We start from the raw sequence: 21,040 nt of genomic DNA, 5'->3' as shown, positions 1-21,040 counted from the left end.
GTTCCTGCGCGGCCTCGCCTGCTTGGAGGAAGAGACTTGAGGATTACGACCCGAACGGTGCGTTACGCCACCGGCAGCGACAGCAAACTCCTCGACATCTACACCTCTGGTCGGCAGGACGATCGGCATGTGCTGCTGTGGCACGGCATGGGACCCGACGAGCGGGACGTGCTGGCCCCGCTGGCCAGGGCGATCTCCGAGTTGGGCCCCACCGTCCTTGTCCCCGACTGGCGTTCGGACCGGCCCGACGGCGGCTGGGAACACCTCACCGACGCCTTGGGGTTCGGCCGCGACTACGTACGCGATGCCACCGACGGACGCGGACGACTGATCCTCGCCGGATGGTCGGCGGGGGCGAGCGCCGCGATGGGCGTGGCCCTGCAGCCGGAACTCTTCGACGGCTGGCGGCCCGCCGCGGTGGTCGGCATCGCGGGCGGCTACCGGCGTCCGGCACGCACCACCGACACCGTGCCCCTCCAGGCAGTTGACCGCGCGGTGGCACCGGTGCCCGTACGGCTCGTGCACGGCACCACGGACACCGTCGTGCCCTGCGCATCCTCTCGCGAACTGCACGACGCCCTGCTCGCACACGGCTGGAACTCACAACTGTCCGAGCCCACCGCCGACCACGCCGGGGTGCTGGGCTGCGCGTACGAGCCCCCGGCACAACGATGCCTGCCGGCGACCGACCCTTACGTGGCGGAGCTCGGACGAGAGACGGCCCGCGCCATAGCCGGCGCGGTGCCACCGCTCACCCGTGAACAGGACCAGTTCTAGGACCAGTTCTAGAACCGGTTCGCCCTCGCACAGGGTCAGTTGATGCGGGTCATGGTCGACTTGTAGCCTCCGCCGCCCGGGTAGACCCATTCGCTCTCCATGACGTCGCCGTCGGCGTCGAAGGTGCCGCGCATATAGGCGGGTGCCCCCTTCTCGCCGCCCCAGATGGTCAAGGTGTCGCCCTCGATCTCGTAGACGTAGTCGAGCGTGTTCCCGTGGTTGTCGTAGAACCGGGACCACACGTCCTCACTGGGTCCCTCATGCCCCGCGAACGGGTTGAAGAGGTGACCGATGACTTCCAGACCCCGGATGTCCATGCCGTCCTGGTGGAGGTCGATGTGCTGGAGGAGGAAGAACTTCCCCGCCGCCCACTCGTATGTGACCGTGCCTTCGACTCCGCCGCTGACCCGCCAGCTTCCGACCAGGCAGTCCAGCGCCCGCACCTTCGTGCTCGGCTCAGAGGGGGTGGGCGGTGTCTGGTTCTCGCTCATGGTGGTCTCCCTGGGGCTGAAGTGGTCTTGTCCGTGGCAGACCGCCCGGAGCGCAGGAACTCATCGCGACGGGCAGGCACTCATCGCTGCGGCCGACGCCGCCCCTTGACACATCCAGAGGGACCTCTAAATTTAGAGAGCTCTCTAAATTTCAGCGAAGGGGCGTGCTCGAATGCAGACGGCCGAAGAAGGGCTGCGTGAACGGCACAAGGCCCAGCGACGGCGCCGGATTCTCGATGCGACGCGCGAACTCCTGCGTGAGGACCCGGAGTCGGTGATCAGCACCGAGCGGATCGCCGAGCGGGCGGAGGTCGCCCCGGCCACCGTGTACAACCTGATCGGGCCGCGCGACAAGATCTGGGAGGCGCTCGCCGCCGGGTTCATGGACGAACTCGAGCGCCGCCTGGCCTCGATGGGAGCCAGTGACGCGCGGGAGGTCGTCAGGTCGACCGTCGGGCTGTTCGTGGACGACCCGGTGGTGTCGCGTCGCATGGTGCGTGAGTGGGAGGAAAGCGGCCTCGTGCTCGACCGCAGTCCCCTCACCCAGCTGCGACGGGCGATGGCGGATGCACAGACACAGGGCCTCCTGCGCACCGACATCGACATGGACGCGTTGGCCACAGTTGTCGGCACCTCGTGCGTGGGCGCGCTGCATCAGTGGGTCGCCGCCCTCATCGATGACGACCGGTTCCTCGCACGTGCGCTGCTCGGGCTTGACGTCGCGCTCGCCGCGGCGGCTGCGGACCCCTGCCGCGACCAGCTGTTGGCGCCCCTGCGCACCCGAGGCGCGGCATGACGGCCGGCGCGCCGCCGCGCCCCCGGACCTTCGTCGGCCACGGCGGGATCCTGCTCACCGCGGATGTGTGGGGCGAGGCGTCGTCGCCCCCTCTTCTCCTGCTGCACGGCGGCGGCCAGACGCGGCACGCCTGGGACAGGACCGGCCCTCGGCTGGCCGCGCTGGGGTGGCGGGTCATCGCCCCCGACCTGCGCGGGCACGGCACCAGCGGATGGTCGCCCGACGGTGACTACGCCCTTGACCTGTTCGCCGGGGACGTCCGTGCCCTCGTCGCCGAACTCGGCGGCCGGCCCGTGCTGATCGGTGCCTCGCTCGGCGGCCTGAGTTCGCTGCTCGCCGCCGGAGAGACGCCCAGGGCGGCGGTTCGCGCTCTGGTGCTTGTCGACGTCGCCCATCGACCGGACCCCGGCGGGGCGCGCCGGATCGTCGAGTTCATGCGCGGCAGGCCGGACGGGTTCGCCAGTGTCGCGGATGCGGCCGCCGCGGTGGCCGCCTACCTGCCGCATCGCCCACCTCCCCAGGCCCCCGAGAGGATACGGAACAACCTGCGACGCCACGGCGACCGCTGGGTCTGGCACTGGGACCCCCGGATGCTGGACAGCTTCGAGGGACGGATGGACCCGCCCGGCATGGCGGAGCGCCTGCTCGACGCCGCGCGTCACGCCGGCGTACCGATCCAGCTCGTCCGCGGCGGGATCAGCGACGTGGTGCGCGAGGACATCGCCCAGGAGTTCTGCGACCGGGTGCCCCACGCTCGGCGCGTCGATGTGGTCGACGCGGGGCACATGGTGGCCGGCGATCGCAACGACCACTTCATCCATGCGATCGTCCCGTTCCTGGAAGGGATCGAGTGCGCGTGAGCCTCCGCCGGAATCAGCGGGCGAACTTCTCGATCGCCGCCGGGGTGACCGGCGTGAAGAAGTTGACGAGGTTGCCGTCGGGGTCGCGGAACAGCAGCGACCGGTTGCCCCAGGGCATCGTGGTGGGCTCGTTGACGAAGTCGGTGACGATCCCCGTCAGGTTCTCGTGCACGCGGTCCACGTCGTCCACGAGGAATTCGAGGATCACGCTGTGGTTCTCGGCAGGGCGGGACGAACCCGGCGCGAACAGCGGGACCGTACGGGTGCTTGCGATGGCGAGCGTGGCGCTGGGGGTCTTGAGTTCGGCGAAGTCCTCGGTGAACCAGGTCGCCTGCACCCCGGTGACCTTCTCGTAGAACGTGACGAGGCGTGCGGCGTCGCCGGTGATGATCCGGATCGAGACGAAGTCCATGGTGTTCTCTGTTCTCCCTGGAGGGGTGGAGCCCTTGCGTGGATGGATGCAGCCCCTCGGTGGATGGGTGCATCCCTTGCGCCACGCACGCTAGAACAAATAGTGGACAGAATCGGTCCACTATTCGCGCTAGCCTCGGAACATGTCCCGACCCACCGGCCGTGTGCTCACCCTCCTGGAACTGCTGCAGTCGGGCGGCACCCGGACGATGGCCGAACTCGCCGAGCGGCTCGGCGTCGACGCACGCACCGTGCGTCGGTACGTGAATCAGCTGACCGATCTCGACGTGCCCGTCGAGGCCGTACGCGGCCGTTACGGCGGCTACCGCCTCGCACCCGGCTATCGGCTGCCGCCGCTCATGCTCAGCGACGACGAGGCGATCGCCGTGCTGCTCGGCCTGGTCGCCGGCCGCCGAGCGGGGTTGACGACGACGACAGCCACCGCGAGCGAGACGGCAACGGCCAAGATCCGGCGGGTGCTGCCCGAGCGCCTCGCCCGCCGAGTCGACTCGGTCCTGGAGTCACTCGCCTTCACGGAACCGCCCGGCGAGTTCGACACCCCGGACGCGGAGGTCCTGCTCGCGATCGCCGATGCGGTACGCCACCGCCGACCGGTCCAGATCGGATACACCGACCGCGACGGCCGACGCAGCGCCCGCACCCTGCACCCGTACGGGGTCGTGGCCCACTCGGGCCGGTGGTACGTCACCGGGGCGGACCCCGGAATCGCGGAGGACCGGACCTTCCGGCTCGACCGCATCACGGACGCCAGAGCTCTGCCCGGGTCGTTCGACCCACCCGACGGACCGGACCCGACGCGGCACGTCCTGACCGGGTTCGCCACGGCGGCGTACCGGCACGAGGTGACCTTGCGGATCCACGGGACGGTCGAGCAGATCCGCGCCCGATTTCCCGCGAGCGTCGCGAGCGTGGAGGCGCCCGCGTCCGCGGCGGGCACGGATCCTGCGACCGAGGACTGGCTGCTCGTCGAAGTACGGGCGGAGCGGCTCGACTGGCTGCCTCCGCTGCTCGCCTCCCTCGACCGGCCGTTCACCGTCGAACGCCCCGACGAACTGCGTGACCTCGTCATCGCGTTCTCGGACCGCCTCGCGGAGCGTGCCCGTCAGACCTGACGCCGAGCCCGCGCCTCGCACACCCGCAGCGGCCGTGCGAGGCCGGACACAGAACCTCAGACGCCGGCCAACTCGGCGTTCGCGCGCTCCGTGAGCAGCGTCAGCACGCGGCCCGCGACCGCCAGGTCATCGGCCGGAATGCCCGCGTACAGCCGGGCGGAGATCTCGGCGGTCTCGGCGCCGGTGGTGTCGTGCAGCTCCCGCCCGGCATCCGTGACCCGCAGCCGGGACGCCTGCGCCGGATCCCCTTCCACGAGTTCCACGAGCTTCGCCGCCGTCAGCTCCTCGACGACGCCACGCACGACCGACTCCCCGGTCTTCAGGTATCCGTCGACCTCCGCGACAAGCTCGTCGCGGTCCACGGACTCGCCCGCGGCCACGAGGGCCCGGAGCGTCACACTCTGGTGGAACGTGGCGCCATGGCGGACCAGTACGCCCTCCAGGAGGGCACGCCCGGCGTAGTGCGCCAGGGCAATGACCCGGCCATTGGTTGTGGGTGCGGTGGTCGGTGCGGTGGCGGGTGTGGTGCTGGGTGTGGGTGTGGGTGTGGGTGTGGTGGTCATGACTGCTCCTCGTCGTTCTCGGTATGCGGATTGAGAGGTGCGTCGAGCAGGGTTGTCAGTTCGCGGGTGAACTGCCGTGTGCGGGTGCTGTCTTGGCCCCCGAGCGGCTCGAGCAACTGGTCGAGGAGGCCCTGGACCACCTTGATCGCGCGGCGTGTGACGTCGCGTCCCTGCTCGGTGAGCGACAGTTGCATGGCGCGCGGGTCGTTCGGATCCCGGGTCCGGGCGACGAGTCCGGCGGACTCCAGGGCGCGGGCGAGCTTGGACACGTAGAGCGGTTCGAGGCCCGTGTGGTCGGCGAGCCCGCGCTGACTGGGCTGCAACCCGGAGCGCGACATGCCGTAGAGCGACGCCATCAATGCGTACTGGGCATGGGTCAGGCCCAGCGGCGCGACCGCCCGGTCGACGGCCACTCGCCACTTCATCGACAAGCGCCAGACCAGAAATCCCGCCGTGGCACCTTCAGTTGCTGAACTCACTCGACTTACAGTACATGGCTACTATGTACATGGCTACTATCGGGAAGGGCCGTCAGGCCCGGCTGTTGGGTGGCCCGAAGCCGCGGTGATCCCGGCCCGCCGCTAACCTGCGGCTTCATGATGCGCGCCTGGATATTGCCGATGCTGTTCGTGCTCTGCGGCGCAGTCGTCGCGACTGGGCTGGCCTTCAGGGGGAGCCCCGGGTCGGCCGCCACGTTCCTGTTGGTGTTCGTGCTGCTCGCGGCCGCGTACTCGTCGATGGTCTTCCCGAGGTCGATCAGTGCGGCGGAGGCTCAGCGCCGCAGCGCGGTCGATGGCCGGCCGGTCGTCTTCTGGCGGCCAGGCTGCACGTACTGCCTGCGGCTGCGCTTGCGATTGGGGCGCCGTGCCCGCCAGTTGCACTGGGTCGACATCTGGCGTGACCCGGCCGGAGCCGCAGCGGTGAGGGTAGCCAACGGCGGCAATGAGACCGTGCCGACGGTCGTCGTGGCGGGCCGACCTCATGTCAACCCCGATCCCGCATGGGTGCGCGAACAGCTCTTGCCTTTCGCTTGATCAGGAGGGGCACCGTGGTTCCCTCGAACGCCGAACAGAGTGGTGGCAGGCCGCGTTATGGTCGCCCTGTCGTGTGAGGAGCAGGTGCCGCCAGGGGAGAGAACATGACGAACATTCCGTCTGCGCCGCCGCCCGGCCATCAGCCACCGTCTCAGCGCTTCCCCTCCCCCAGGGACGAGACGGAACAGCTGCGAGCCACCGCCGAGCAGCTGCGCAAGCAGGTGTCCGAGCTGGAGATCCAGGCGCGTGCGCGCCCCAGGATCGCTCTGGCCGAGGGCATCTTGGTCGAGCGCTACCGCCTGGCGGACGAGCAGGCGGCGTTCACGCTGCTGCGCCAGGCCTCGCAGCGGGCCAACATCAAGCTGCACCAACTGGCCTCCGCCGTGGCCCGCACGCCGGGACCGGCGCCGGGTGCCAAGGCGTGGCTCAGCGGACGGACACGGCTCCCGATGCCCGACCTGACGGCACTCGATGCCGGCACGCTCAACGCAGCCAACCAGGGCGAGGTCCTGGGCGCCGCCTTGCATCGCGTCCTGACCGTCACCGGCACGGACATGGGAAATGTGCAGCTGATCGAGGACGGCGTCCTGCGCATGGCCAGACACGCGGGCCTGCCACGGCAGTTCACCGACTACTTCGCGTTCGTCGACGGGAACACCTCGTGCGCTCGGGCCGCGGCCGCAAGCAGCCAGGTCACCGTCAAGGAGGTGGCCTCATCGGCCGGTTTCGACGACGAAACGCGACGCGTGATTCTCACGGCCGGCAGCCGCGCCTGCCACAGCGTTCCGCTCGTCGACGACCACGACACCGTCCACGGTGTCATCTCCTCCCATCACTCCCGCCCCCTGATCGGTTTCACCCAGGCACAGCTCCAGGCCCTGCACACCACCAGCCGCGCCCTCGGCACCTGGATCAGGTGGCACCAGCGCACCGTCCTTCTCGACGCGCTGGAAGACCTGCACCAACTGGCCCTCGAATCGCGTCAGTAGCCGCGAACCCCGGCGCAGTTCGAGCGTGATCAGCGGCTCAGGGCACTGAGGCGCCGGTGCGCCGGCGGCCCGGCGGGCACACCCCGGGACGCCGTCACGGGTCGAGTATCAACTCACCGATCAGCCGGTGGCCAAGGTGCCGCCGAGGAGAGGGAGCAGCCGGTCCCAGTGACGCTGCAGTGCGGAGGCACTGAAGGCGTCGGTGTCGGACATGGTGAAGCCGTGGGCGGTATCGGGGTAGATCTCGGTGGTGTAGGAGACACCCGCGGCATCGAAGGCCTTGTTGAGCTCACTGATGGCCTCGGGCGTCAAGTCTCCTTCCGCGAGGCCGATGTGGACCTGGGCGGTGAGCTCCGAGACGAGGCGGTGCGGGCTGTCGGGCGCGTCGGTGACCAGGAACCCGGGGTGGAACCCCGCGACGGAGGCCACCCGACCGGGATGGGCCGTGGCCGTGCGCATCGCCAGCGCGGCGCCCATGCAGTAGCCGACCACGCCGACCGGTCCGGCGCTGACCTCGGGCTGTGCGGTAAGGAACCCGAGGTAGGCGTCGGCGTCGCGCAGGATGCGTTCGGTGGTGTGAGCCTCGACCAACGGCATGAGTTGGGCGAAGATCCCGGGCCGGACGTCATTGCTGATGTGGTCGGGAAGGTCGATCACCGGTGCCGGGCCGTGCCGGTAGAAGAGGTTGGGGACGAGCACGTAGTACCCGTGCCCGGCCAGTTCGCGGGCCTTCTGCTCCATCTCGGGCCGCGGGCCGAAGACGTCCGGGTAGAGCAGCACGCCCGGGTGCCGCTCGCCGCGGTCGGGGAAGGCGACGAAGGCGTCGGCCTGGCCGTCCGGGGTGGGAATCTGCACTGTCTTGGTGGGCAAGATCTTCCTTTCTTGGGCTGATGCCGGTGCACAGCTCTTGGGCTGATGCCGGTTTACAGCCTCTGCCAGGGGTGCGGTCAACAAGAGATCGCCCCGGCTACGACCTTACGATCACCGGGCAAACAGCTACCGGCGGAGGATCGGCTCAGCTGTCGCGCGGTGTGCCGAACTCCTCGATCAGCACGGGATACTGCTCCCCGCCGTGACCGGCGGCGATGGAGCGGTCGGCCATCGCCTTGATCAGTTTCGGCAGTTCGGTGTTGACCCCCACCGCCTCGCTCTCCTCGATCAGGTGCGCCATCGCCCGCGCGTCTGTCTCCAGGGCCGACACCTCGGCCGGGAAGGAACCGCTGTCGATCTGCTCGGCGTACCCAGGCAGCCATTCGGCCACCTCGGCAGCGATCTGCCGCGCGAACGGCGCGTACGTCGCGGCATCGACACCGGCCGTCCTGAGCAGGGCAGTTCCCTGGAGCCAGGCGTTCAGGACACTCCACATCATGGCCAGGCCGGCCACGTCGTACAGGGACGCGAGCCCATGGTCCGCGCCAAGGTAGGTGACGGTGCCGAGCGCTTCGAGCGTGGACTCGTGTGCCTCGAAATCCGGCTGGGCCCCGCTGTGCAGAATCACCGCCTGGTCCGTCCCGATCACCTGCGGGATGGCCATGATCGCGCCGTCCAGGTAGTGGGCGCCGCGCTCCTCGGCCCATCGGGCGGCGTCCCGTGCCTGGGCCGAGTCGCCCGAGGTCAGGTTGATCAATGTCGTGCCCTCCAGGTCGACATCGCTCGCGCCGAGCAGCTCGTACATGGCCGGGTAGTCGCTGACGCAGATGATCGTCAGAGAACCCGCATTGAGCGCGTCGCCGACCGTCGGCGCCAAGTGCGCGCCCGCGGCGACCAGTTGGTCGGCCTTGGCTGCCGTACGGTTCCACACGGTCGTGGGATGCCCGGCTTTCAGGAACGCACCGGCCAGTGCCTGGCCCATCCGGCCAAGTCCGATGACGTTAATGGGTGTATCCGTTTTGTTGTTCATGGCAGCATCGTGAACGTTGATACCGGTGTGAAGGTCAAGTGAGGTTCGATGCGGATCGGGGAACTGGGGCGTCGGACGGGCGTCAACGCCCATCAGCTGCGCTACTACGAGGCCCAGGGCCTGCTGGAGGCGGACCGCGGGGCGAACGGGTATCGCGAGTACGACGAGAACGCCGTACTGCGGGTGAAGCAGATCCGGCACCTGCTCGGCGCCGGTCTGTCCTCCGAGGACATCGCGTACCTGCTGCCCTGCGCGGTCGGAGAGACTCCGGAGTTGCCCGGGTGCACGGAGCTTCTCGACGCGATGCGGTCACGGCTGCGCCGACTGGACGACCAGATGGCCAGGCTCGCCCAGTCCCGCGGCGCTCTCGTGAACTACATCGATGCGGCCGAGCAGGTGGGCGGGGAGAGCTATCCCCCCTTCGACGATTCCGAGCGGGAGCCCGTCCCCGCCTGATGACCGAGGACGGGCAGGCGTCCGTCCGCCAGCAGGCGTCCGTCCGCCAGCAGGTGTCCGTCCGCCAGCAGTCGCGCGGCCGAGCTGAGCTCGGCCGGTTCCAAGGCCGGGGTGGGACCGTCGTGTCCCGCTCCGATGCCCGACGCGGCCACGCGGTCGGCCCAGTACGGCTGTTCCGCCCCCCCCTGGGGCCACGCGGCGTCCCTGCGCGCGGACCGCCTCGATGGTCACCCGGGCCACGTCCTCCGGGGCGCGCAGGGGCGTGCTGCCGAAGCCCACGTACACCGGTGGTTCGCAGGCGTCCATGAACGCCGACAACGCCGCGGGCAGCGGGCGCTCGTCGGCAAGGACCCACGTGCCGGTCTGCACGACGTCGAGGTCCGCCGACTCCTGCCACGGGGACAGGACCGGATCCGTTGCCGGCCACGGCCGCCGGTGCCGCCTACTTGGACTCGACTCGCCCGACGGCGCCAGGGCCGGTGGTCAGCGCGTCCTGCGCCTCCTGCCACGCGTTGTCATCCTCGTGGAACCGGCTACGGAGGTAGGCCGCCGTGAGCCGTCCGAGCGCGGCGACTCGCTCGGGGTTCTCGTCCGTGGTCTCGGCGGCGTCGTACCCGCTGATCCCGCCGAGTCCGTGCTCCGCGTCGACCAGGGAGAGCAGCGTCTTGGGGCCGGGAGCGAGGTGGTACGGATCGGCGTGCCAGTCCGGCCCCATCTCCGTGAAGTGCCGCGAGTCGTCCTTGTCACCGGCGACGACGAGCGCGGGCGTGGTCATCCGGGAGAAGTCGGTGCTCCGGAAGACCGGGAACAGCTCGGCCATGGCTCCGGTCAGGATGTCGCCTCCCCTGCCGGGAGCGGCCAGCAGTACACCCTGCTTGATCCGGGGCTCGAAGAGGTTCACCTCCTGTACGTCGTCGGGGTCGGTGACCCGAGCCCCGAGCAGGAGGGCGGCGGTGAAGCCGCCCAGCGAGTGTCCGGCCACGGCGACGCTGTCGTGGTCCATGCGCCCGGCGAGCTGCGGCACGGTGTCCTCGATCGCGTCGAGCCGGTCGAGGATGTGGGACATGTCCTCGGCGCGTGAGCGCCAGAACAGGGGTGCTTCGGGGATGTCCGCGTGGAGGTGACCGAGGGTCTTGGAGCTGAGGTGGGTGGGCTGGATGACGACGAAGCCGAGTTGCGCCCAGAGGTTGGCGAGCGGGCCGTAGCCGTTGAGCGAGGAGAGGTGGTTCGAGTTGCCGTGTCCGTGGGAGAGGAGGATGACCGGCAGGTCGGTTCCGTTCGCCGGTGCTGTGACGCGCAGTTGTAGGTCAACGGGGCGTCCGGGCACGGGCAGCACCACCGGGCTGAACGAGAGCACGGGGGTGGGCGAGCCGATAGTGTCGCCGCCGATTCCGGTATCCGTCTCCGTGTCAGTCTCAGTGTCGGTGTCGGTGTCGGTGTAGGTCGCGGAAGTCGATGCGCTCACGATGCGTCTTTCCCTTCGGTTGTCCCTTTGGGGCCTCTGCCGCAGCTGTCATGGGGCGGCGCGTGGGAGGCAGGGAGGAAGGTCCGGCTTCAGCTAGACTGAAGCGGAACGTTGCTCCGCTTACGATACGGAGCGCTGTTCCGTTTCACAAGCGGAGCAGCGCTCCGGCTTTTCGGCGGCTACAGGAAGGAGAGCGCGGTGCCCACTGCAGGCCAGTCCGGAGAGGTGCCGGCCCCCAGCAAACGGGCCGACGCGGTGCGCAACCAGCAGAAGCTGCTTGCGGCCGCCGCCGAGGTGTTCGTCACCTCCGGCGTCGACGCGCCGATCCGCGAGATCGCGGCCAAGGCGGGCGTCGGGATGGGGACGATCTACCGTCACTTCCCGACCCGGGCAGATCTCGTCGTCGCCGTCTTCCGCCACCAGGTCGAGGCGTGCGCCGAAGCCGGTCCGAGCCTCCTGGCCGGTGCCGGATCACCGCTCGCGGCGCTGCGTGAGTGGATCGACCTCTTCGTCGACTTCCTGGTCACCAAGCACGGCCTCGCCAACACGGTGCAACCGGACAGCAGCGGCTTCACCGCGCTCCACACCTACTTCCTCGACCGCTTGCTGCCCGTCGCCGAGGAGTTGCTCGACGCCGCGGTCGGCTCGGGCGAGATCAGGCCCGGTACGCAGCCCTATGAACTGATGCGCGGCATCGGCAACCTCTGCATCGGAACCGACGGCGACCCCCGCTACGACCCCCGCCGACTGGTCGCGCTACTCCTTCAGGGGCTCCAGCAACCTCAGGCGTCCTGACCGAGGTTGTACCCCGGAGCGACCGGAACGCTGGGACGAGCGCAACGCCGGAGCGACCGGAGCGACCGCAGTGATCTGCGGCCGCTCGCCCAGGTGTGAAGAAAATCTAACACTGCCAAATTCCCCACCGCCTCACTAACGTCGTTCGCGGCGACGCAAGAGGAGCGTCCCAGCCCCGCGTTCCAGGCGGCATGCGTTTGCGCTGGTCAAGGGCCCTCTTCGCGTTCCAGCGTCCCCAACTGCCTGGATTTCATGGCGGTCGGGACGCATCGCCCCACAAGCTCGATGCGTGCTCGACAGCCACGACATGAGGAGTTCGTACATGCTTCGCAAGCGCTCACGCCTGATCGCCGCCCCGGTCGCGGCCGTCGCTCTGACCCTGACTGCCGCCGGCTACCAGGCAAGTGCCGCCCAGTCACCGGCCTCGGGCAGCGCGGCGCGGTCCGGCGACGCCGCCACGGCGACAGCGCCCTGCCTGGCCGCCGCCACGACGCTGGTCGGTGACCTCGACGGCGACGGCCGCCCGGACAAGATCGTGAACCCTGGGCACACCGGCACCAAGACGACGGTCCAGTGGGGGGCCGCGGACGGCTCGTTCGGCAGCAAGCAGGCCGTCAGCAAGCTTCTCGGCGCGAAGACGGGTGAGGTCACGTCCGCCGCGGTCGCCGACTTCCAGAACGACGGCACCCTGGACATCGTCGTCAACCTCGTCACGCCGGCCGGCGGGGACGACCCCGCGACGGCGCGTGTCTCCGAGTACCGCCAGGGCCCACTCAAGCGCGCGAACCTGGGCTCCGCCCACTCCCGGCACTCCGACATCGGCGACATGGGCGAGGCCAAGCAGCTCCGGATCGCCAACTACGGCGACGACGCCTACCCGGACCTCGCCATCCTCAACAACTCCGGTGACGGGTCGCTGGACCGGGACGTGCGTCTGTCGGAACCGGGCACCGGCCCGGGGGACTTCGACTACGAGCTGGAGATGAAGTACGGCCAGCGCGGGACCCCCGCCGAGCCACCGACCATGCCCACCGACGGGTGGAAGCACTTCTACAAGTCCTGCTCCTGACCTCACCGGGCGCCGCCGACGCTTCGGACACCGGCGGCGCCCGGCGCCCGTCACCCGTCGCGGTCGCCGTCCCGTCCCGTCGCCGTCGCCGTCGCTCAAGCCCAGAACTGAGGAACCTCGCGTGTCCGGCTCGCCCCCGGCCTCCCCCGCCGCACCGGCCTCCGCACCGATCTCCGCACCGACGACGAACCGGGTTCGGGTCACCGTCACCGCCCCCGACCCCATCAGCCGCGAGGGAGTCCTCAGCCAGCTGCGTCGGCACCCCGAGGTCGAACTGGAAGGGGACTCCGGCCCCGTCGGCGTCGCCCTGCTCATCGAGGACGCCCTCGACGAGGCCGCGCTGACCCGGCTGAGGCGCGCCGTGCGCAGCGAGGGCACGCGTGCGGTGCTCGTCACGGGCACGGTCCGCGAGCACGAGCTCCTGGAGGTCATCGACTTGACCACTTCCTGCCCCTCGACAAGGACGGACCCATCGACTTGGCCCGCGCCCGGGAGCTCTACTCCTGACCCTTGCCCATTTATGGCATTCGCATATAGACACCCCTCGGATGAGTGAAATCTTCCGACAAAAGCGGAGGCGAATCGCGCCTATCTGCCGTCTCGACTGCCGCGCATGGTGCTGTCATCCCTGACCTTTTCTCCGTCGCGAGGCCGTCGCGACGTGGGCGACAAGAGGCCGGGGCCAACTCATGCGCAGCCGCAATCGGCAGTACCTCGTGTCCGTTGATCATTTGCGTGCCTACGCCGCCGTGTTGGTGCTCCTCTGCCACGGTACGCAGATGGTCTCTCCGCACCTCAGAGAGATCCCGAACGGCGCCCCGCACGGCTGGCTGTATTCGGACAACCCCCTGGCCACTCTGGTATTGGAAGGCCATACCGGGGTGGCCCTCTTCATGGTGTTGTCCGGTTTCATCTTCACCATCGGCACGCTGGGCAAGGACATTCGCTACGGCCGGTTCCTGGGCAACCGGGTGCTGCGCATCTTCCCGCTCTACATGGCACTGATCATTCTGGGCGTCGGCGCGCACAAGCAGGGTGCGAACCTGCTCGCCGTACTCCAGTCCCTGGCCGGTCTCGGAAACCTGCCCGGGTCCCTCGACCTGGGGGCCGTGTCGAGGATGTGGTGGGCGATCGCGGTCGAGTTGCAGTTCTACCTCCTGTTCCCGCTGCTCAGCAGACTCCTCACCAAGCACGGCCCGTTGGCCCTGTTCAAGCTCCTGGCCGCCATCACCGTGATCCGGACCCTGGTGTGGGCCTCGGCCGCCGGCGGCATCAACGTGAACTCGATGCTCTACTACAGCCTCGCCGGGAGAATCGACCAATTCCTGATGGGCATGGTGGCCGCATGGTTCTTCGTGCACCATCGAAAGCGGTTCCAGGGGCCGCTGAAGGTCGGCATCGCAACAGCCCTGGCCGCAGGCGCGATCTGGGTCTTCAACCAGACCCATTCCTTCCATGAAGGGCACGCGACACGTCTGCTCTGGGTCGACATCGAAGGAACGCTCTGGTCCCTGGTGGTACTGACCTATGTGGCCACCGTCTCCTCGACCGGGCTCGTGTCGAGAGGAATCGCCAAAGTCGGCGAAATGAGCTTCTCGGTCTATCTGCTCCACTACATGGTCGTCACCACGTTCATCTCCCACCGCTGGTGGATCGAGCCGACGGGGCGTCCGGTGATGGATGCCTTCATCACCACGACAGCGGCGGTTCTGCCCATCACCTTGACCGCAGCCGTGGTCACGTTCCACGGCATCGAACGCCCCTTTCTGCGATGGCGTCGCGCCTACCTCCTCACGGAACAGCCCCAGCCCACGGCGCATCCCCCTGCTCCCAAGGTCGCGCTCGTATCGCCCCGATAGCCGCGCCCAGGAGTTCACTTGCTGCCCTCGCAACCCAAAGCGGGGAGCTGTCCCCGCTTCATGCTACGGTCACCTCCGACATGTAAACGGGGAGCAATCCCCACTTCTGTCCGGGAGCCGCCCCATGCGTACGCAGCACCCCACCGTCCAACTCGCCGACCTCACCGACGACTTCACCGCCGACCCCTACTCCGTCTTCAGCGCGCTGCGCTCCCGCGGGCCCGTCCACCATGCGCGTTTCCCCACCGGGGACGAGTCGTGGCTGGTGGTCGGGCACGAGGAAGCGCGTGCCGCGTTCGTCGACCCCAGGCTGCGCAATGACGTGCGGCACTCCGCCGACTTCGAGGACGACGGGCTGTACGCCGTGGGCCTCAACATGCTCCAGGTCGATCCGCCCCATCACACCCGCCTGCGGACGCTGGTGGCCCGCGAGTTCACCGCTCGCCGCGTCCAGGCTCTGCGGCCCCGCGTCCAGGAGGCGGCCGGTGACCTCCTGGACGCCGTGGCCGCCGACGGCCGTGCCGACCTGGTGGCCGCATTCGCCTATCCGCTGCCGCTCACCATCATCTGCGAGCTGCTCGGCGTACCGGACACGGACCGGGCCGCCTTCCGGGAATGGTCCACGAAGGTCGTCTCCCTCGACGACCCTGAGCAGTCCGCCCGCGCCTCGCAGGAGATGGCCGCGCACCTCGCCGGTCTCGCGGAGGAGAAGCGGCGGCTGCGGGACGCGGCGGAGAGCGATCTGCTGCACGCCCTGGTCCGCACCCACGACGGGGACGGCACCGACCGGCTCACCCCGGAGGAACTGCTCGGCATGGCCTTCCTCCTGCTCGTCGCGGGGCACGAGACCACCGTCAACCTCATCGCCAACGCCGTCCACCTGCTGCTCAGCCATCCCGGGCAGCTCGCAGCCCTGCGCGCCGACCCCGAGTTGCTGCACGGCGCCGTGGAGGAGACGCTCCGCTTCGAGTCGCCCGCACCGGCGGGCACGTACCGCTACACCGCCGAAGCGATGGACATCGGCGGTGTCCGGATACCCGCGGGCGCGCGCGTGGTGCTCTCCATCGCCGCCGCCAACCGCGACCCCGCGCGCTTCCCCGACCCCGAACGGTTCGACATCCACCGCGATCCGGCCGCGACCCGCGCCCACCTCGCGTTCGGGCACGGCCTGCACCACTGCCTGGGCGCCCCGCTGGCCCGCCTGGAGGCGACCCTGGCCCTGCGCATCCTGCTGGACCGCTTCCCCCGCCTGGCCTTCGACGGCGACGGCACACCGCAGTGGCGCACCAGTCTCATGCGGAGCCTGCGAGAGCTCCCGGTGCGCTGGTAGCCGCCGGACCTCGCCCTTCCCCGGCTAGGTCGCGCCAGGGCCCTTCACCCGCTCCGAAGCACCGGCCCGCGTCACGCCGCTCGAAGCCACCACCCGGCCCGTTCGCGTGCCCGAGAGCGCCGCGAGTGCCACCGCCGCCAGGGCGAGCACGACGCCGGCGACGGTGGCCGCCGTGACGCCTGTGCCGCCGTGCGGCAGCAGCAGGTCGAGGGCCAGCGAGCCGACCAACTGGCCGGTGATCGTGCAGAGTCCGAGCAGCAGGACGCCGAGCCTCTGCACCGTGGCGACCGCGATGGTGATGAAGGAGATGCCGACCAGGCCACCGAGGTAGAGGTACGGCTCGGACGGCAGACGGGAGGGAAGCCCCGCGGCCACGGCGTGCGCCAGGAAGATCACACTCAACGCACCGGCACCGGCGGCGAAGTTGAAGAACGTGCCCGCGTACGCGGATCCGGCGGCGTTCTTCACATGCCCGTTGACCGCCTGCTGCCAACTCACGCAGACACCCGCCACGAGCGGCAGCGACAGCATCACGTACGGGAAGCCACCGCCCAGCTTGTCCGCCATCGACAGGCCCACGGCCGCGAGCACCAGCACCGCGCCGACGACCCGTCGCCGCGTGGGCCGCTGAGGTCCGGCAGGTCCGAGCCCCACCCGGTCGAAGAGCAGGCCTCCGGTGACCTGGCCCGCGACGATCGCGACCGTGAACAGCGCGACCCCGAGCACCCCGACGGTCAACCCTTGCGCGAGCAGGAAGGCCGCACCGCCGAAGCCGCCGAGCACCTGCCACCACTTGAGCCGCCGTGTGCGTACGTCCGCCAGCACCAGGCCGACGCCACGGCGCGGCTTGCGCAGCACGAGCAGGCCGAGGGTCAGCACCACGAACCCCGAGCCGAACGAGATCACCGCCGCCGCGAATCCGTCACCGCCGAGCCCGGCGGCGAGTTCGCCGGTGATCCGCGCCTGCAGGGATATCAGGGTGCCGGAGAACACGGCGAGGAGCAGCCAGGGGGCTGCGGCGGCGGGCATGTGCGTACGACCTCTGGGTGTGGATCGGCAGTGGGCATGGTGGTCCGGAGGCGCCTGGCGAGGCGACCGGGCCCGAACCTTTCTAACTGATCAGCCCGTCGGCGGGCAGGGCGGGCCGGATGACGAGACAGCGGCCGTGTCATTAGGCCGGGCGCGCCGGTTCGGCGTCACGCTGGTGGGAAACCGCAGTGTGACCATGAAGAGTTGGTCAGTACACGAAGAGCTCGCACGATCGCGCGAGGAAACAAGCGCGAGGAAACGAAGGAGACGGCAGATGCTGTTCGGCAAAGAGCACGTCGAGCGTTATGTGGCGACGGATGGCGCGGAAGGCCACGACTGGCAGAACACCACGGTGCTGATCCTCACCACCACCGGCCGCAAGAGCGGTGAGCAGCGCAGCACTCCGCTGATCTACCAGCCCTACGGCGACGCGGTGCTCGTGGTGGCCTCCAACGGCGGAGCCGACCAGCCGCCCCTGTGGTTCCGCAACATCGAGGCGGATCCCGAGGTCCAGGTGCAGGTGAAGGGCGACCGCTACACCGCCCGTGCGCGCCAGGCCACCCCGGACGAGAAGCCGGACATGTGGCGGACCATGGCCGCCACCTGGCCGGCCTACGACGACTACCAGCGCAAGACCGACCGGGACATCCCGGTGATGGTCCTGGAACGCGTCTGAGTCAGGCCGGCAGAGGCGGGCCGTCGCAGTGGCCGCGTACGCGAGTCGTGTGCTGGCGTGCGCGGCCTCACTCGGCGGAGACCTTGTGGACGGCGGTGTCGCCGGGGTCAAGCCGTCGCCCGTCCGCAGCAAGCACTTCCAGCGGGCGGAGCCCCTCTCCCTTGCGGCGGTCGACCAGCTGTGAGTGTGGTTCGCCGGGAGCGAAGAAGTTCTGCTCGCCCCACTGCCGCAGCGCCACGATGACGGGGAAGAGCGCCCTGCCCTTCGGAGTCAGCACGTACTCGCGATAGGCGCTGCCGTCCGAGGCCGGGACGGATTCGAGGACGCCACCGGCGACCAGGCTGCGCAGCCTCGCGGTGAGGATGTTCTTCGCGACGCCGAGGCTGCGCTGGAACTCCCCGAAGCGCCGGCTTCCGTCGAAGGCGTCCCGCACGATCAGCAGGGACCACCAGTCACCGATCGCGTCCACCGACCGGGCGACCGGACATTCACTGTCGTCGAAGCGCGTCCTGGTCACCATCGCGTCCCTCACTCTCCCAACAACGGTTGCAACATGCTACCAAACAGGGCTACCGTCGCCGTCATCATTGGTAGCAAGTTGAAACCAGATACGTGGAGGGGTGCCGATGCCCGGCAACTGTGAGGCCATGCCACGACGGCCCGAGGCCCGCGAACCCGTGGCTCATCAGCCCCAGGACCATCAACCCGAAGCCCACGATCCCGTGGCGCGCACAGGGGATAGCCCTGCGGTCGCCCTGTCCCGAGGCGTCGTCCTGCTGTTCGCTGTCGCCTGCGGTGCCGCGGTGGCCAACGTCTACTTCTCCCAGCCGCTCCTGGTGACGATGGGCCACGACCTCGCCATGAGCCCGGCACTTGTCGGCAGCGTGGTCACCCTCACGCATGTCGGATACGGCCTGGGACTCTTCCTGCTCGTGCCGCTGGGCGACATGCTCAACCGCAGACGGCTCATCGTGGCCCAACTGCTGCTCCTGGTGGGGGCGCTGGCCGTGGTGGCCACCGCCCCGACCGCGGCGGTCCTGCTCGTGGGCATGGCCGCGACAGGGCTTCTCGCCGTCGTCACGCAGACGCTGGTGGCCTTCGCCGCATCACTGGCACCCGCCGCAGTGCGCGGACGGGTCGTCGGCCTCGTCACCAGCGGCGTGGTCATCGGAATCCTCCTCGCCCGCACCGCATCCGGTCTCATGGCGGACCTCGCGGGCTGGCGCTCCGTCTACCTCGCCTCGGCGTCGCTCACCGCTCTGCTCGCCCTGGTCCTGTACCGCGTACTGCCGCGCCACAGCGACGCTCCCCCGGCAACCCTGCGCTACGGACAGCTCCTGCGCTCCACGGTCACCCTGTTCGCACGGGAACGAGTGCTGCGGCTCCGGGCCCTGTTCGGTCTGCTGATCTTCGCCGCCTTCAGCACGCTGTGGAGCAGCGTCGCGCTGCCGCTCAGCGAAGCCCCGTACTTCCTGTCCCACAGCGCGATCGGGGCGCTGGGTCTGATCGGTGTCGCCGGCGCCGTGGCCGCGACCGCGGCGGGCCGCCTGAACGACCGCGGCCTTTCCCGGCGGACCACGGGCATCGCGCTGGCTCTGCTCACCGCCTCGTGGCTACCGTTGGCCTTCACCCGCAGCTCGCTGTGGGCCCTGGTCGTCGGGGTGGTCCTTCTCGACCTCGCCGTGCAGGCGGTCCATGTCACCAACCAGACGCTGATCTACGCGCTGCACCCGGACGCGGGCAGCCGGCTGATCGGCGGATACATGGTCTTCTACTCGATCGGCAGCGCCACCGGCGCCCTTGCCGCGACCTCCCTCTACACGGTGGCCGGCTGGGGCGCCGTCTGCGCACTGGGGGCCGCGTTCAGCTGCCTCGGGCTCGTGCTGTGGGCCTTCACCTTCACCCGGCACAGCGGCACTCCGGGCTGACCAGCACAGCCGACGCTCAGGACAGCACCTTTCCGGGGTTCAGGACTCCGTACGGATCGAGCGCCTGCTTCACGGCCCGTTGCATGGCCATGGCCTCCGGCGTGACCTCCGCAGCCAGGCCCGGTCGTTTGAGCAGGCCCACCCCGTGCTCTCCGGTGACCGTGCCGCCCAGGGCGATGGCGTCGGCGATGATCTCGGCAAAAGCCTCCTGGGCGCGCGTGCGTGCGGCGTCGTCGCCGGGCCGGGTGATCAGCAGCGGGTGCAGGTTTCCGTCACCGGCGTGCGCGATGTTGGCGATGAGGATGTCGTGCCGGGCGGCGGTCTTCTCGATGCGGCCGAGCATCTCCGCGATGCGCTCCTTGGGCACGCAGACGTCCTCGGTCAGTACCGGGCCCAGGCGTTCAAGGGCGGGGTAGGCGAGCCGGCGGGCCGCGAACAGGGCGTCGGCCTCGTGCTCGTCGGTGGACCGCTCGGCCCAGGACGCGCCGGCCTCCCGGAAGCAGTCGACCATGCGCTCGGCCTGGGCGGCACCGGTCTCGCCCGGCTCGTCGATCCGGCCCAGGAGCACCACGTCCGCGTCGACCGAGAGGCCCATGTTCTTCCACGCGTCGACGGCGCGGAGGCAGTGCCGGTCGATCAGTTCCAGCGCCGACGGGGTCAGCCCCGCCGCGGCGACGGCCCGCACGGCGGCTCCGGCGTCGACGACGGAGCCGAAGTGGCCGGCGACCGTGACCGCGGCCGGCGGCAGGGGCCGCAGGCGGACCGTCACCTCCGTGATGATGCCGAGCGTCCCTTCAGAGCCGACGACGAGTCCCGTCAGGTCGTAGCCCGCGACGCCCTTCGCGGTGCGGCGGCCGAGCCGTACGATCTCGCCGAGCCCGTTGACCATCTCCAGAGCCAGGACATAGTCACCGGTGACGCCGTACTTGACGCAGCAGACCCCGCCCGCGTTGGTGGCCACGTTGCCGCCGATGGTCGACCACGGGGAGCTGGCGGGGTCGGGCGGATACCAGAGCCCGTGCTCGGCCACCGCGGCCCGCAAGTGGTCGTTGACCACGCCGGGTTGGACGACCGCGAGCCGCTCCAGGGGGCTCACCTCGACGATCCGGTCCATGGCCTCGAGCGCCACGACCACGTGCCCGTCCCCCGAGTTGGCGCCCCCGGACAGTCCGGTGCCCGCTCCGCGGGCGACGACCGGGGTGCGGTGACGGATGCAGGCGCGGACCGTCTCCGCGACATCTTGGGTGGATGTCGCGCGCACGACGGCCGCGGGGCGACCGCTGGGCGCCCATGCCGCCTGGTCACGGCGGAAGGCCTCGACGCTGTCCGGATCGGTGAGCACCCGGTCGGCCGGGATGTGCTCATGGATCGCTCGGACGACCGTGGCGCTCAATGTGTGTCCTCTCGGTGTGTTCGCCCCGAGGCGGGGCCTTCCGGTGGTGTGCGTCCTGCAAGGGTGCGTGGTGATCCGTACGGAGA

23 protein-coding genes and 2 pseudogenes are annotated in these 21,040 nt (G+C 69.7%); 14 read left to right on the top strand and 11 right to left on the bottom strand.

Annotated features, from left to right (window positions below; all coding sequences use genetic code 11):
• Nucleotides 1-36: 36 nt before the first annotated feature.
• Entirely contained in the window at nt 37-777 is a 741-nt protein-coding gene (locus tag AC07AG_RS03610; RefSeq protein ID WP_478751415.1) for an alpha/beta hydrolase, read from the top strand.
• 35 nt (nt 778-812) lie between these two features.
• On the opposite strand, the gene AC07AG_RS03605 is transcribed toward AC07AG_RS03610, so the two are convergent.
• Complete coding sequence (locus AC07AG_RS03605) at nt 813-1,268, bottom strand: hypothetical protein (protein ID WP_478751413.1); 456 nt, start codon at nt 1,266-1,268, stop codon at nt 813-815.
• A 172-nt stretch (nt 1,269-1,440) separates the two neighbouring features.
• Here AC07AG_RS03605 and AC07AG_RS03600 point away from each other — a divergent pair, with 172 nt between their 5' ends.
• Together AC07AG_RS03600 and AC07AG_RS03595 are read left to right on the top strand one after the other, a co-directional pair.
• Nucleotides 1,441-2,064 (top strand): TetR/AcrR family transcriptional regulator, encoded by a 624-nt coding sequence (locus AC07AG_RS03600; RefSeq protein WP_478751412.1) that lies wholly within the window; start codon nt 1,441-1,443, stop codon nt 2,062-2,064.
• On the top strand, nt 2,061-2,924 hold the full coding sequence (locus AC07AG_RS03595; RefSeq protein WP_478751410.1) for an alpha/beta fold hydrolase: 864 nt from the start codon (nt 2,061-2,063) through the stop codon (nt 2,922-2,924). Before AC07AG_RS03600 ends, AC07AG_RS03595 begins: the two co-directional genes overlap by 4 nt.
• A gap of 13 nt (nt 2,925-2,937) precedes the next feature.
• Here AC07AG_RS03595 and AC07AG_RS03590 read toward each other — a convergent pair whose 3' ends face one another.
• Entirely contained in the window at nt 2,938-3,336 is a 399-nt protein-coding gene (locus AC07AG_RS03590) for a VOC family protein (protein ID WP_478751408.1), read from the bottom strand.
• 142 nt (nt 3,337-3,478) lie between these two features.
• On the opposite strand from AC07AG_RS03590, the gene AC07AG_RS03585 reads away from it, so the two are divergent.
• Nucleotides 3,479-4,468: a helix-turn-helix transcriptional regulator gene (locus tag AC07AG_RS03585; protein ID WP_478751406.1), complete on the top strand. Its 990-nt coding sequence runs from the start codon at nt 3,479-3,481 to the stop codon at nt 4,466-4,468.
• A gap of 56 nt (nt 4,469-4,524) precedes the next feature.
• Here the strand turns inward: AC07AG_RS03585 and AC07AG_RS03580 are convergent, their stop codons facing one another.
• Together AC07AG_RS03580 and AC07AG_RS03575 are read right to left on the bottom strand one after the other, a co-directional pair.
• Nucleotides 4,525-5,031, bottom strand: a complete 507-nt coding sequence (locus tag AC07AG_RS03580) for a MarR family transcriptional regulator (RefSeq protein WP_478751404.1) — start codon at nt 5,029-5,031, stop codon at nt 4,525-4,527.
• Nucleotides 5,028-5,510 (bottom strand): MarR family winged helix-turn-helix transcriptional regulator, encoded by a 483-nt coding sequence (locus tag AC07AG_RS03575; protein WP_478751402.1) that lies wholly within the window; start codon nt 5,508-5,510, stop codon nt 5,028-5,030. The genes AC07AG_RS03580 and AC07AG_RS03575 overlap by 4 nt, the downstream gene beginning before the upstream one ends.
• A 117-nt stretch (nt 5,511-5,627) precedes the next feature.
• On the opposite strand from AC07AG_RS03575, the gene AC07AG_RS03570 reads away from it, so the two are divergent.
• Entirely contained in the window at nt 5,628-6,065 is a 438-nt protein-coding gene (locus AC07AG_RS03570) for a glutaredoxin domain-containing protein (RefSeq protein ID WP_478751400.1), read from the top strand.
• A 104-nt stretch (nt 6,066-6,169) separates the two neighbouring features.
• A complete protein-coding gene (locus tag AC07AG_RS03565) occupies nt 6,170-7,054 on the top strand; it encodes an ANTAR domain-containing protein (RefSeq protein WP_478751398.1) in 885 nt (294 codons plus the stop codon).
• Nucleotides 7,055-7,174: 120 nt separating this feature from the next.
• Here the strand turns inward: AC07AG_RS03565 and AC07AG_RS03560 are convergent, their stop codons facing one another.
• Together AC07AG_RS03560 and AC07AG_RS03555 are read right to left on the bottom strand one after the other, a co-directional pair.
• Nucleotides 7,175-7,924, bottom strand: a complete 750-nt coding sequence (locus AC07AG_RS03560) for a dienelactone hydrolase family protein (protein ID WP_478751396.1) — start codon at nt 7,922-7,924, stop codon at nt 7,175-7,177.
• A gap of 145 nt (nt 7,925-8,069) precedes the next feature.
• A complete protein-coding gene (locus AC07AG_RS03555) occupies nt 8,070-8,954 on the bottom strand; it encodes an NAD(P)-dependent oxidoreductase (RefSeq protein WP_478751394.1) in 885 nt (294 codons plus the stop codon).
• A 48-nt stretch (nt 8,955-9,002) separates the two neighbouring features.
• Here AC07AG_RS03555 and AC07AG_RS03550 point away from each other — a divergent pair, with 48 nt between their 5' ends.
• Nucleotides 9,003-9,410, top strand: a complete 408-nt coding sequence (locus tag AC07AG_RS03550; RefSeq protein WP_478751392.1) for a MerR family transcriptional regulator — start codon at nt 9,003-9,005, stop codon at nt 9,408-9,410.
• On the opposite strand, the pseudogene AC07AG_RS03545 reads toward AC07AG_RS03550, so the two are convergent.
• Nucleotides 9,365-9,842, bottom strand: a pseudogene (locus tag AC07AG_RS03545) (hypothetical protein); the annotation flags it as partial. The gene AC07AG_RS03550 and the pseudogene AC07AG_RS03545 sit on opposite strands and share 46 nt — an antisense overlap.
• A 10-nt stretch (nt 9,843-9,852) precedes the next feature.
• Complete coding sequence (locus AC07AG_RS03540; protein ID WP_478752214.1) at nt 9,853-10,800, bottom strand: alpha/beta hydrolase family protein; 948 nt, start codon at nt 10,798-10,800, stop codon at nt 9,853-9,855.
• 273 nt (nt 10,801-11,073) lie between these two features.
• On the opposite strand from AC07AG_RS03540, the gene AC07AG_RS03535 reads away from it, so the two are divergent.
• The 5 genes and pseudogenes from AC07AG_RS03535 to AC07AG_RS03515 all read left to right on the top strand — a co-directional run bounded on the left by AC07AG_RS03535 (nt 11,074) and on the right by AC07AG_RS03515 (nt 15,928).
• Nucleotides 11,074-11,670: a TetR/AcrR family transcriptional regulator gene (locus tag AC07AG_RS03535; protein WP_478751390.1), complete on the top strand. Its 597-nt coding sequence runs from the start codon at nt 11,074-11,076 to the stop codon at nt 11,668-11,670.
• Between the two features lie 322 nt (nt 11,671-11,992).
• A complete protein-coding gene (locus tag AC07AG_RS03530) occupies nt 11,993-12,739 on the top strand; it encodes an FG-GAP repeat domain-containing protein (RefSeq protein ID WP_478751388.1) in 747 nt (248 codons plus the stop codon).
• A gap of 169 nt (nt 12,740-12,908) precedes the next feature.
• Nucleotides 12,909-13,175, top strand: a pseudogene (locus AC07AG_RS03525) (DNA-binding response regulator); the annotation flags it as partial.
• A 253-nt stretch (nt 13,176-13,428) separates the two neighbouring features.
• Complete coding sequence (locus tag AC07AG_RS03520; protein ID WP_478751386.1) at nt 13,429-14,598, top strand: acyltransferase family protein; 1,170 nt, start codon at nt 13,429-13,431, stop codon at nt 14,596-14,598.
• Between the two features lie 124 nt (nt 14,599-14,722).
• Nucleotides 14,723-15,928 (top strand): cytochrome P450 family protein, encoded by a 1,206-nt coding sequence (locus AC07AG_RS03515; RefSeq protein ID WP_478751384.1) that lies wholly within the window; start codon nt 14,723-14,725, stop codon nt 15,926-15,928.
• A 24-nt stretch (nt 15,929-15,952) separates the two neighbouring features.
• On the opposite strand, the gene AC07AG_RS03510 is transcribed toward AC07AG_RS03515, so the two are convergent.
• Nucleotides 15,953-16,957, bottom strand: a complete 1,005-nt coding sequence (locus AC07AG_RS03510) for a DMT family transporter (RefSeq protein WP_478751382.1) — start codon at nt 16,955-16,957, stop codon at nt 15,953-15,955.
• A gap of 274 nt (nt 16,958-17,231) precedes the next feature.
• Here AC07AG_RS03510 and AC07AG_RS03505 point away from each other — a divergent pair, with 274 nt between their 5' ends.
• The gene (locus AC07AG_RS03505) at nt 17,232-17,633 is read left to right on the top strand and encodes a nitroreductase family deazaflavin-dependent oxidoreductase (protein WP_478751380.1); all 402 of its coding nucleotides are present in this window, start codon (nt 17,232-17,234) and stop codon (nt 17,631-17,633) included.
• A gap of 67 nt (nt 17,634-17,700) precedes the next feature.
• On the opposite strand, the gene AC07AG_RS03500 is transcribed toward AC07AG_RS03505, so the two are convergent.
• Nucleotides 17,701-18,153: a winged helix-turn-helix transcriptional regulator gene (locus tag AC07AG_RS03500; RefSeq protein ID WP_478751378.1), complete on the bottom strand. Its 453-nt coding sequence runs from the start codon at nt 18,151-18,153 to the stop codon at nt 17,701-17,703.
• Between the two features lie 106 nt (nt 18,154-18,259).
• Here AC07AG_RS03500 and AC07AG_RS03495 point away from each other — a divergent pair, with 106 nt between their 5' ends.
• Entirely contained in the window at nt 18,260-19,561 is a 1,302-nt protein-coding gene (locus AC07AG_RS03495) for an MFS transporter (protein ID WP_478751376.1), read from the top strand.
• Nucleotides 19,562-19,577: 16 nt separating this feature from the next.
• Here the strand turns inward: AC07AG_RS03495 and AC07AG_RS03490 are convergent, their stop codons facing one another.
• On the bottom strand, nt 19,578-20,954 hold the full coding sequence (locus AC07AG_RS03490; protein WP_478751374.1) for an FAD-binding oxidoreductase: 1,377 nt from the start codon (nt 20,952-20,954) through the stop codon (nt 19,578-19,580).
• Nucleotides 20,955-21,040: the final 86 nt, after the last annotated feature.

It is taken from the genome of Streptomyces sp. NPDC044044 (genome assembly GCF_056434405.1).
This window is presented reverse-complemented; position numbering and strand designations above follow the sequence as displayed.

Bases quoted from the DNA above. Each gene is read 5' to 3' on its own strand.
- AC07AG_RS03605 (WP_478751413.1), bottom strand. From the start codon at position 1,268: ATGAGCGAGAACCAGACACCGCCCACCCCCTCTGAGCCGAGCACGAAG.
- AC07AG_RS03600 (WP_478751412.1), top strand. From the start codon at position 1,441: ATGCAGACGGCCGAAGAAGGGCTGCGTGAACGGCACAAGGCCCAGCGA.
- AC07AG_RS03595 (WP_478751410.1), top strand. From the start codon at position 2,061: ATGACGGCCGGCGCGCCGCCGCGCCCCCGGACCTTCGTCGGCCACGGC.
- AC07AG_RS03590 (WP_478751408.1), bottom strand. From the start codon at position 3,336: ATGGACTTCGTCTCGATCCGGATCATCACCGGCGACGCCGCACGCCTC.
- AC07AG_RS03585 (WP_478751406.1), top strand. From the start codon at position 3,479: ATGTCCCGACCCACCGGCCGTGTGCTCACCCTCCTGGAACTGCTGCAG.
- AC07AG_RS03580 (WP_478751404.1), bottom strand. From the start codon at position 5,031: ATGACCACCACACCCACACCCACACCCACACCCAGCACCACACCCGCC.
- AC07AG_RS03570 (WP_478751400.1), top strand. From the start codon at position 5,628: ATGATGCGCGCCTGGATATTGCCGATGCTGTTCGTGCTCTGCGGCGCA.
- AC07AG_RS03565 (WP_478751398.1), top strand. From the start codon at position 6,170: ATGACGAACATTCCGTCTGCGCCGCCGCCCGGCCATCAGCCACCGTCT.
- AC07AG_RS03555 (WP_478751394.1), bottom strand. From the start codon at position 8,954: ATGAACAACAAAACGGATACACCCATTAACGTCATCGGACTTGGCCGG.
- AC07AG_RS03550 (WP_478751392.1), top strand. From the start codon at position 9,003: ATGCGGATCGGGGAACTGGGGCGTCGGACGGGCGTCAACGCCCATCAG.
- AC07AG_RS03530 (WP_478751388.1), top strand. From the start codon at position 11,993: ATGCTTCGCAAGCGCTCACGCCTGATCGCCGCCCCGGTCGCGGCCGTC.
- AC07AG_RS03520 (WP_478751386.1), top strand. From the start codon at position 13,429: ATGCGCAGCCGCAATCGGCAGTACCTCGTGTCCGTTGATCATTTGCGT.
- AC07AG_RS03515 (WP_478751384.1), top strand. From the start codon at position 14,723: ATGCGTACGCAGCACCCCACCGTCCAACTCGCCGACCTCACCGACGAC.
- AC07AG_RS03510 (WP_478751382.1), bottom strand. From the start codon at position 16,957: ATGCCCGCCGCCGCAGCCCCCTGGCTGCTCCTCGCCGTGTTCTCCGGC.
- AC07AG_RS03505 (WP_478751380.1), top strand. From the start codon at position 17,232: ATGCTGTTCGGCAAAGAGCACGTCGAGCGTTATGTGGCGACGGATGGC.
- AC07AG_RS03500 (WP_478751378.1), bottom strand. From the start codon at position 18,153: ATGGTGACCAGGACGCGCTTCGACGACAGTGAATGTCCGGTCGCCCGG.
- AC07AG_RS03495 (WP_478751376.1), top strand. From the start codon at position 18,260: ATGCCCGGCAACTGTGAGGCCATGCCACGACGGCCCGAGGCCCGCGAA.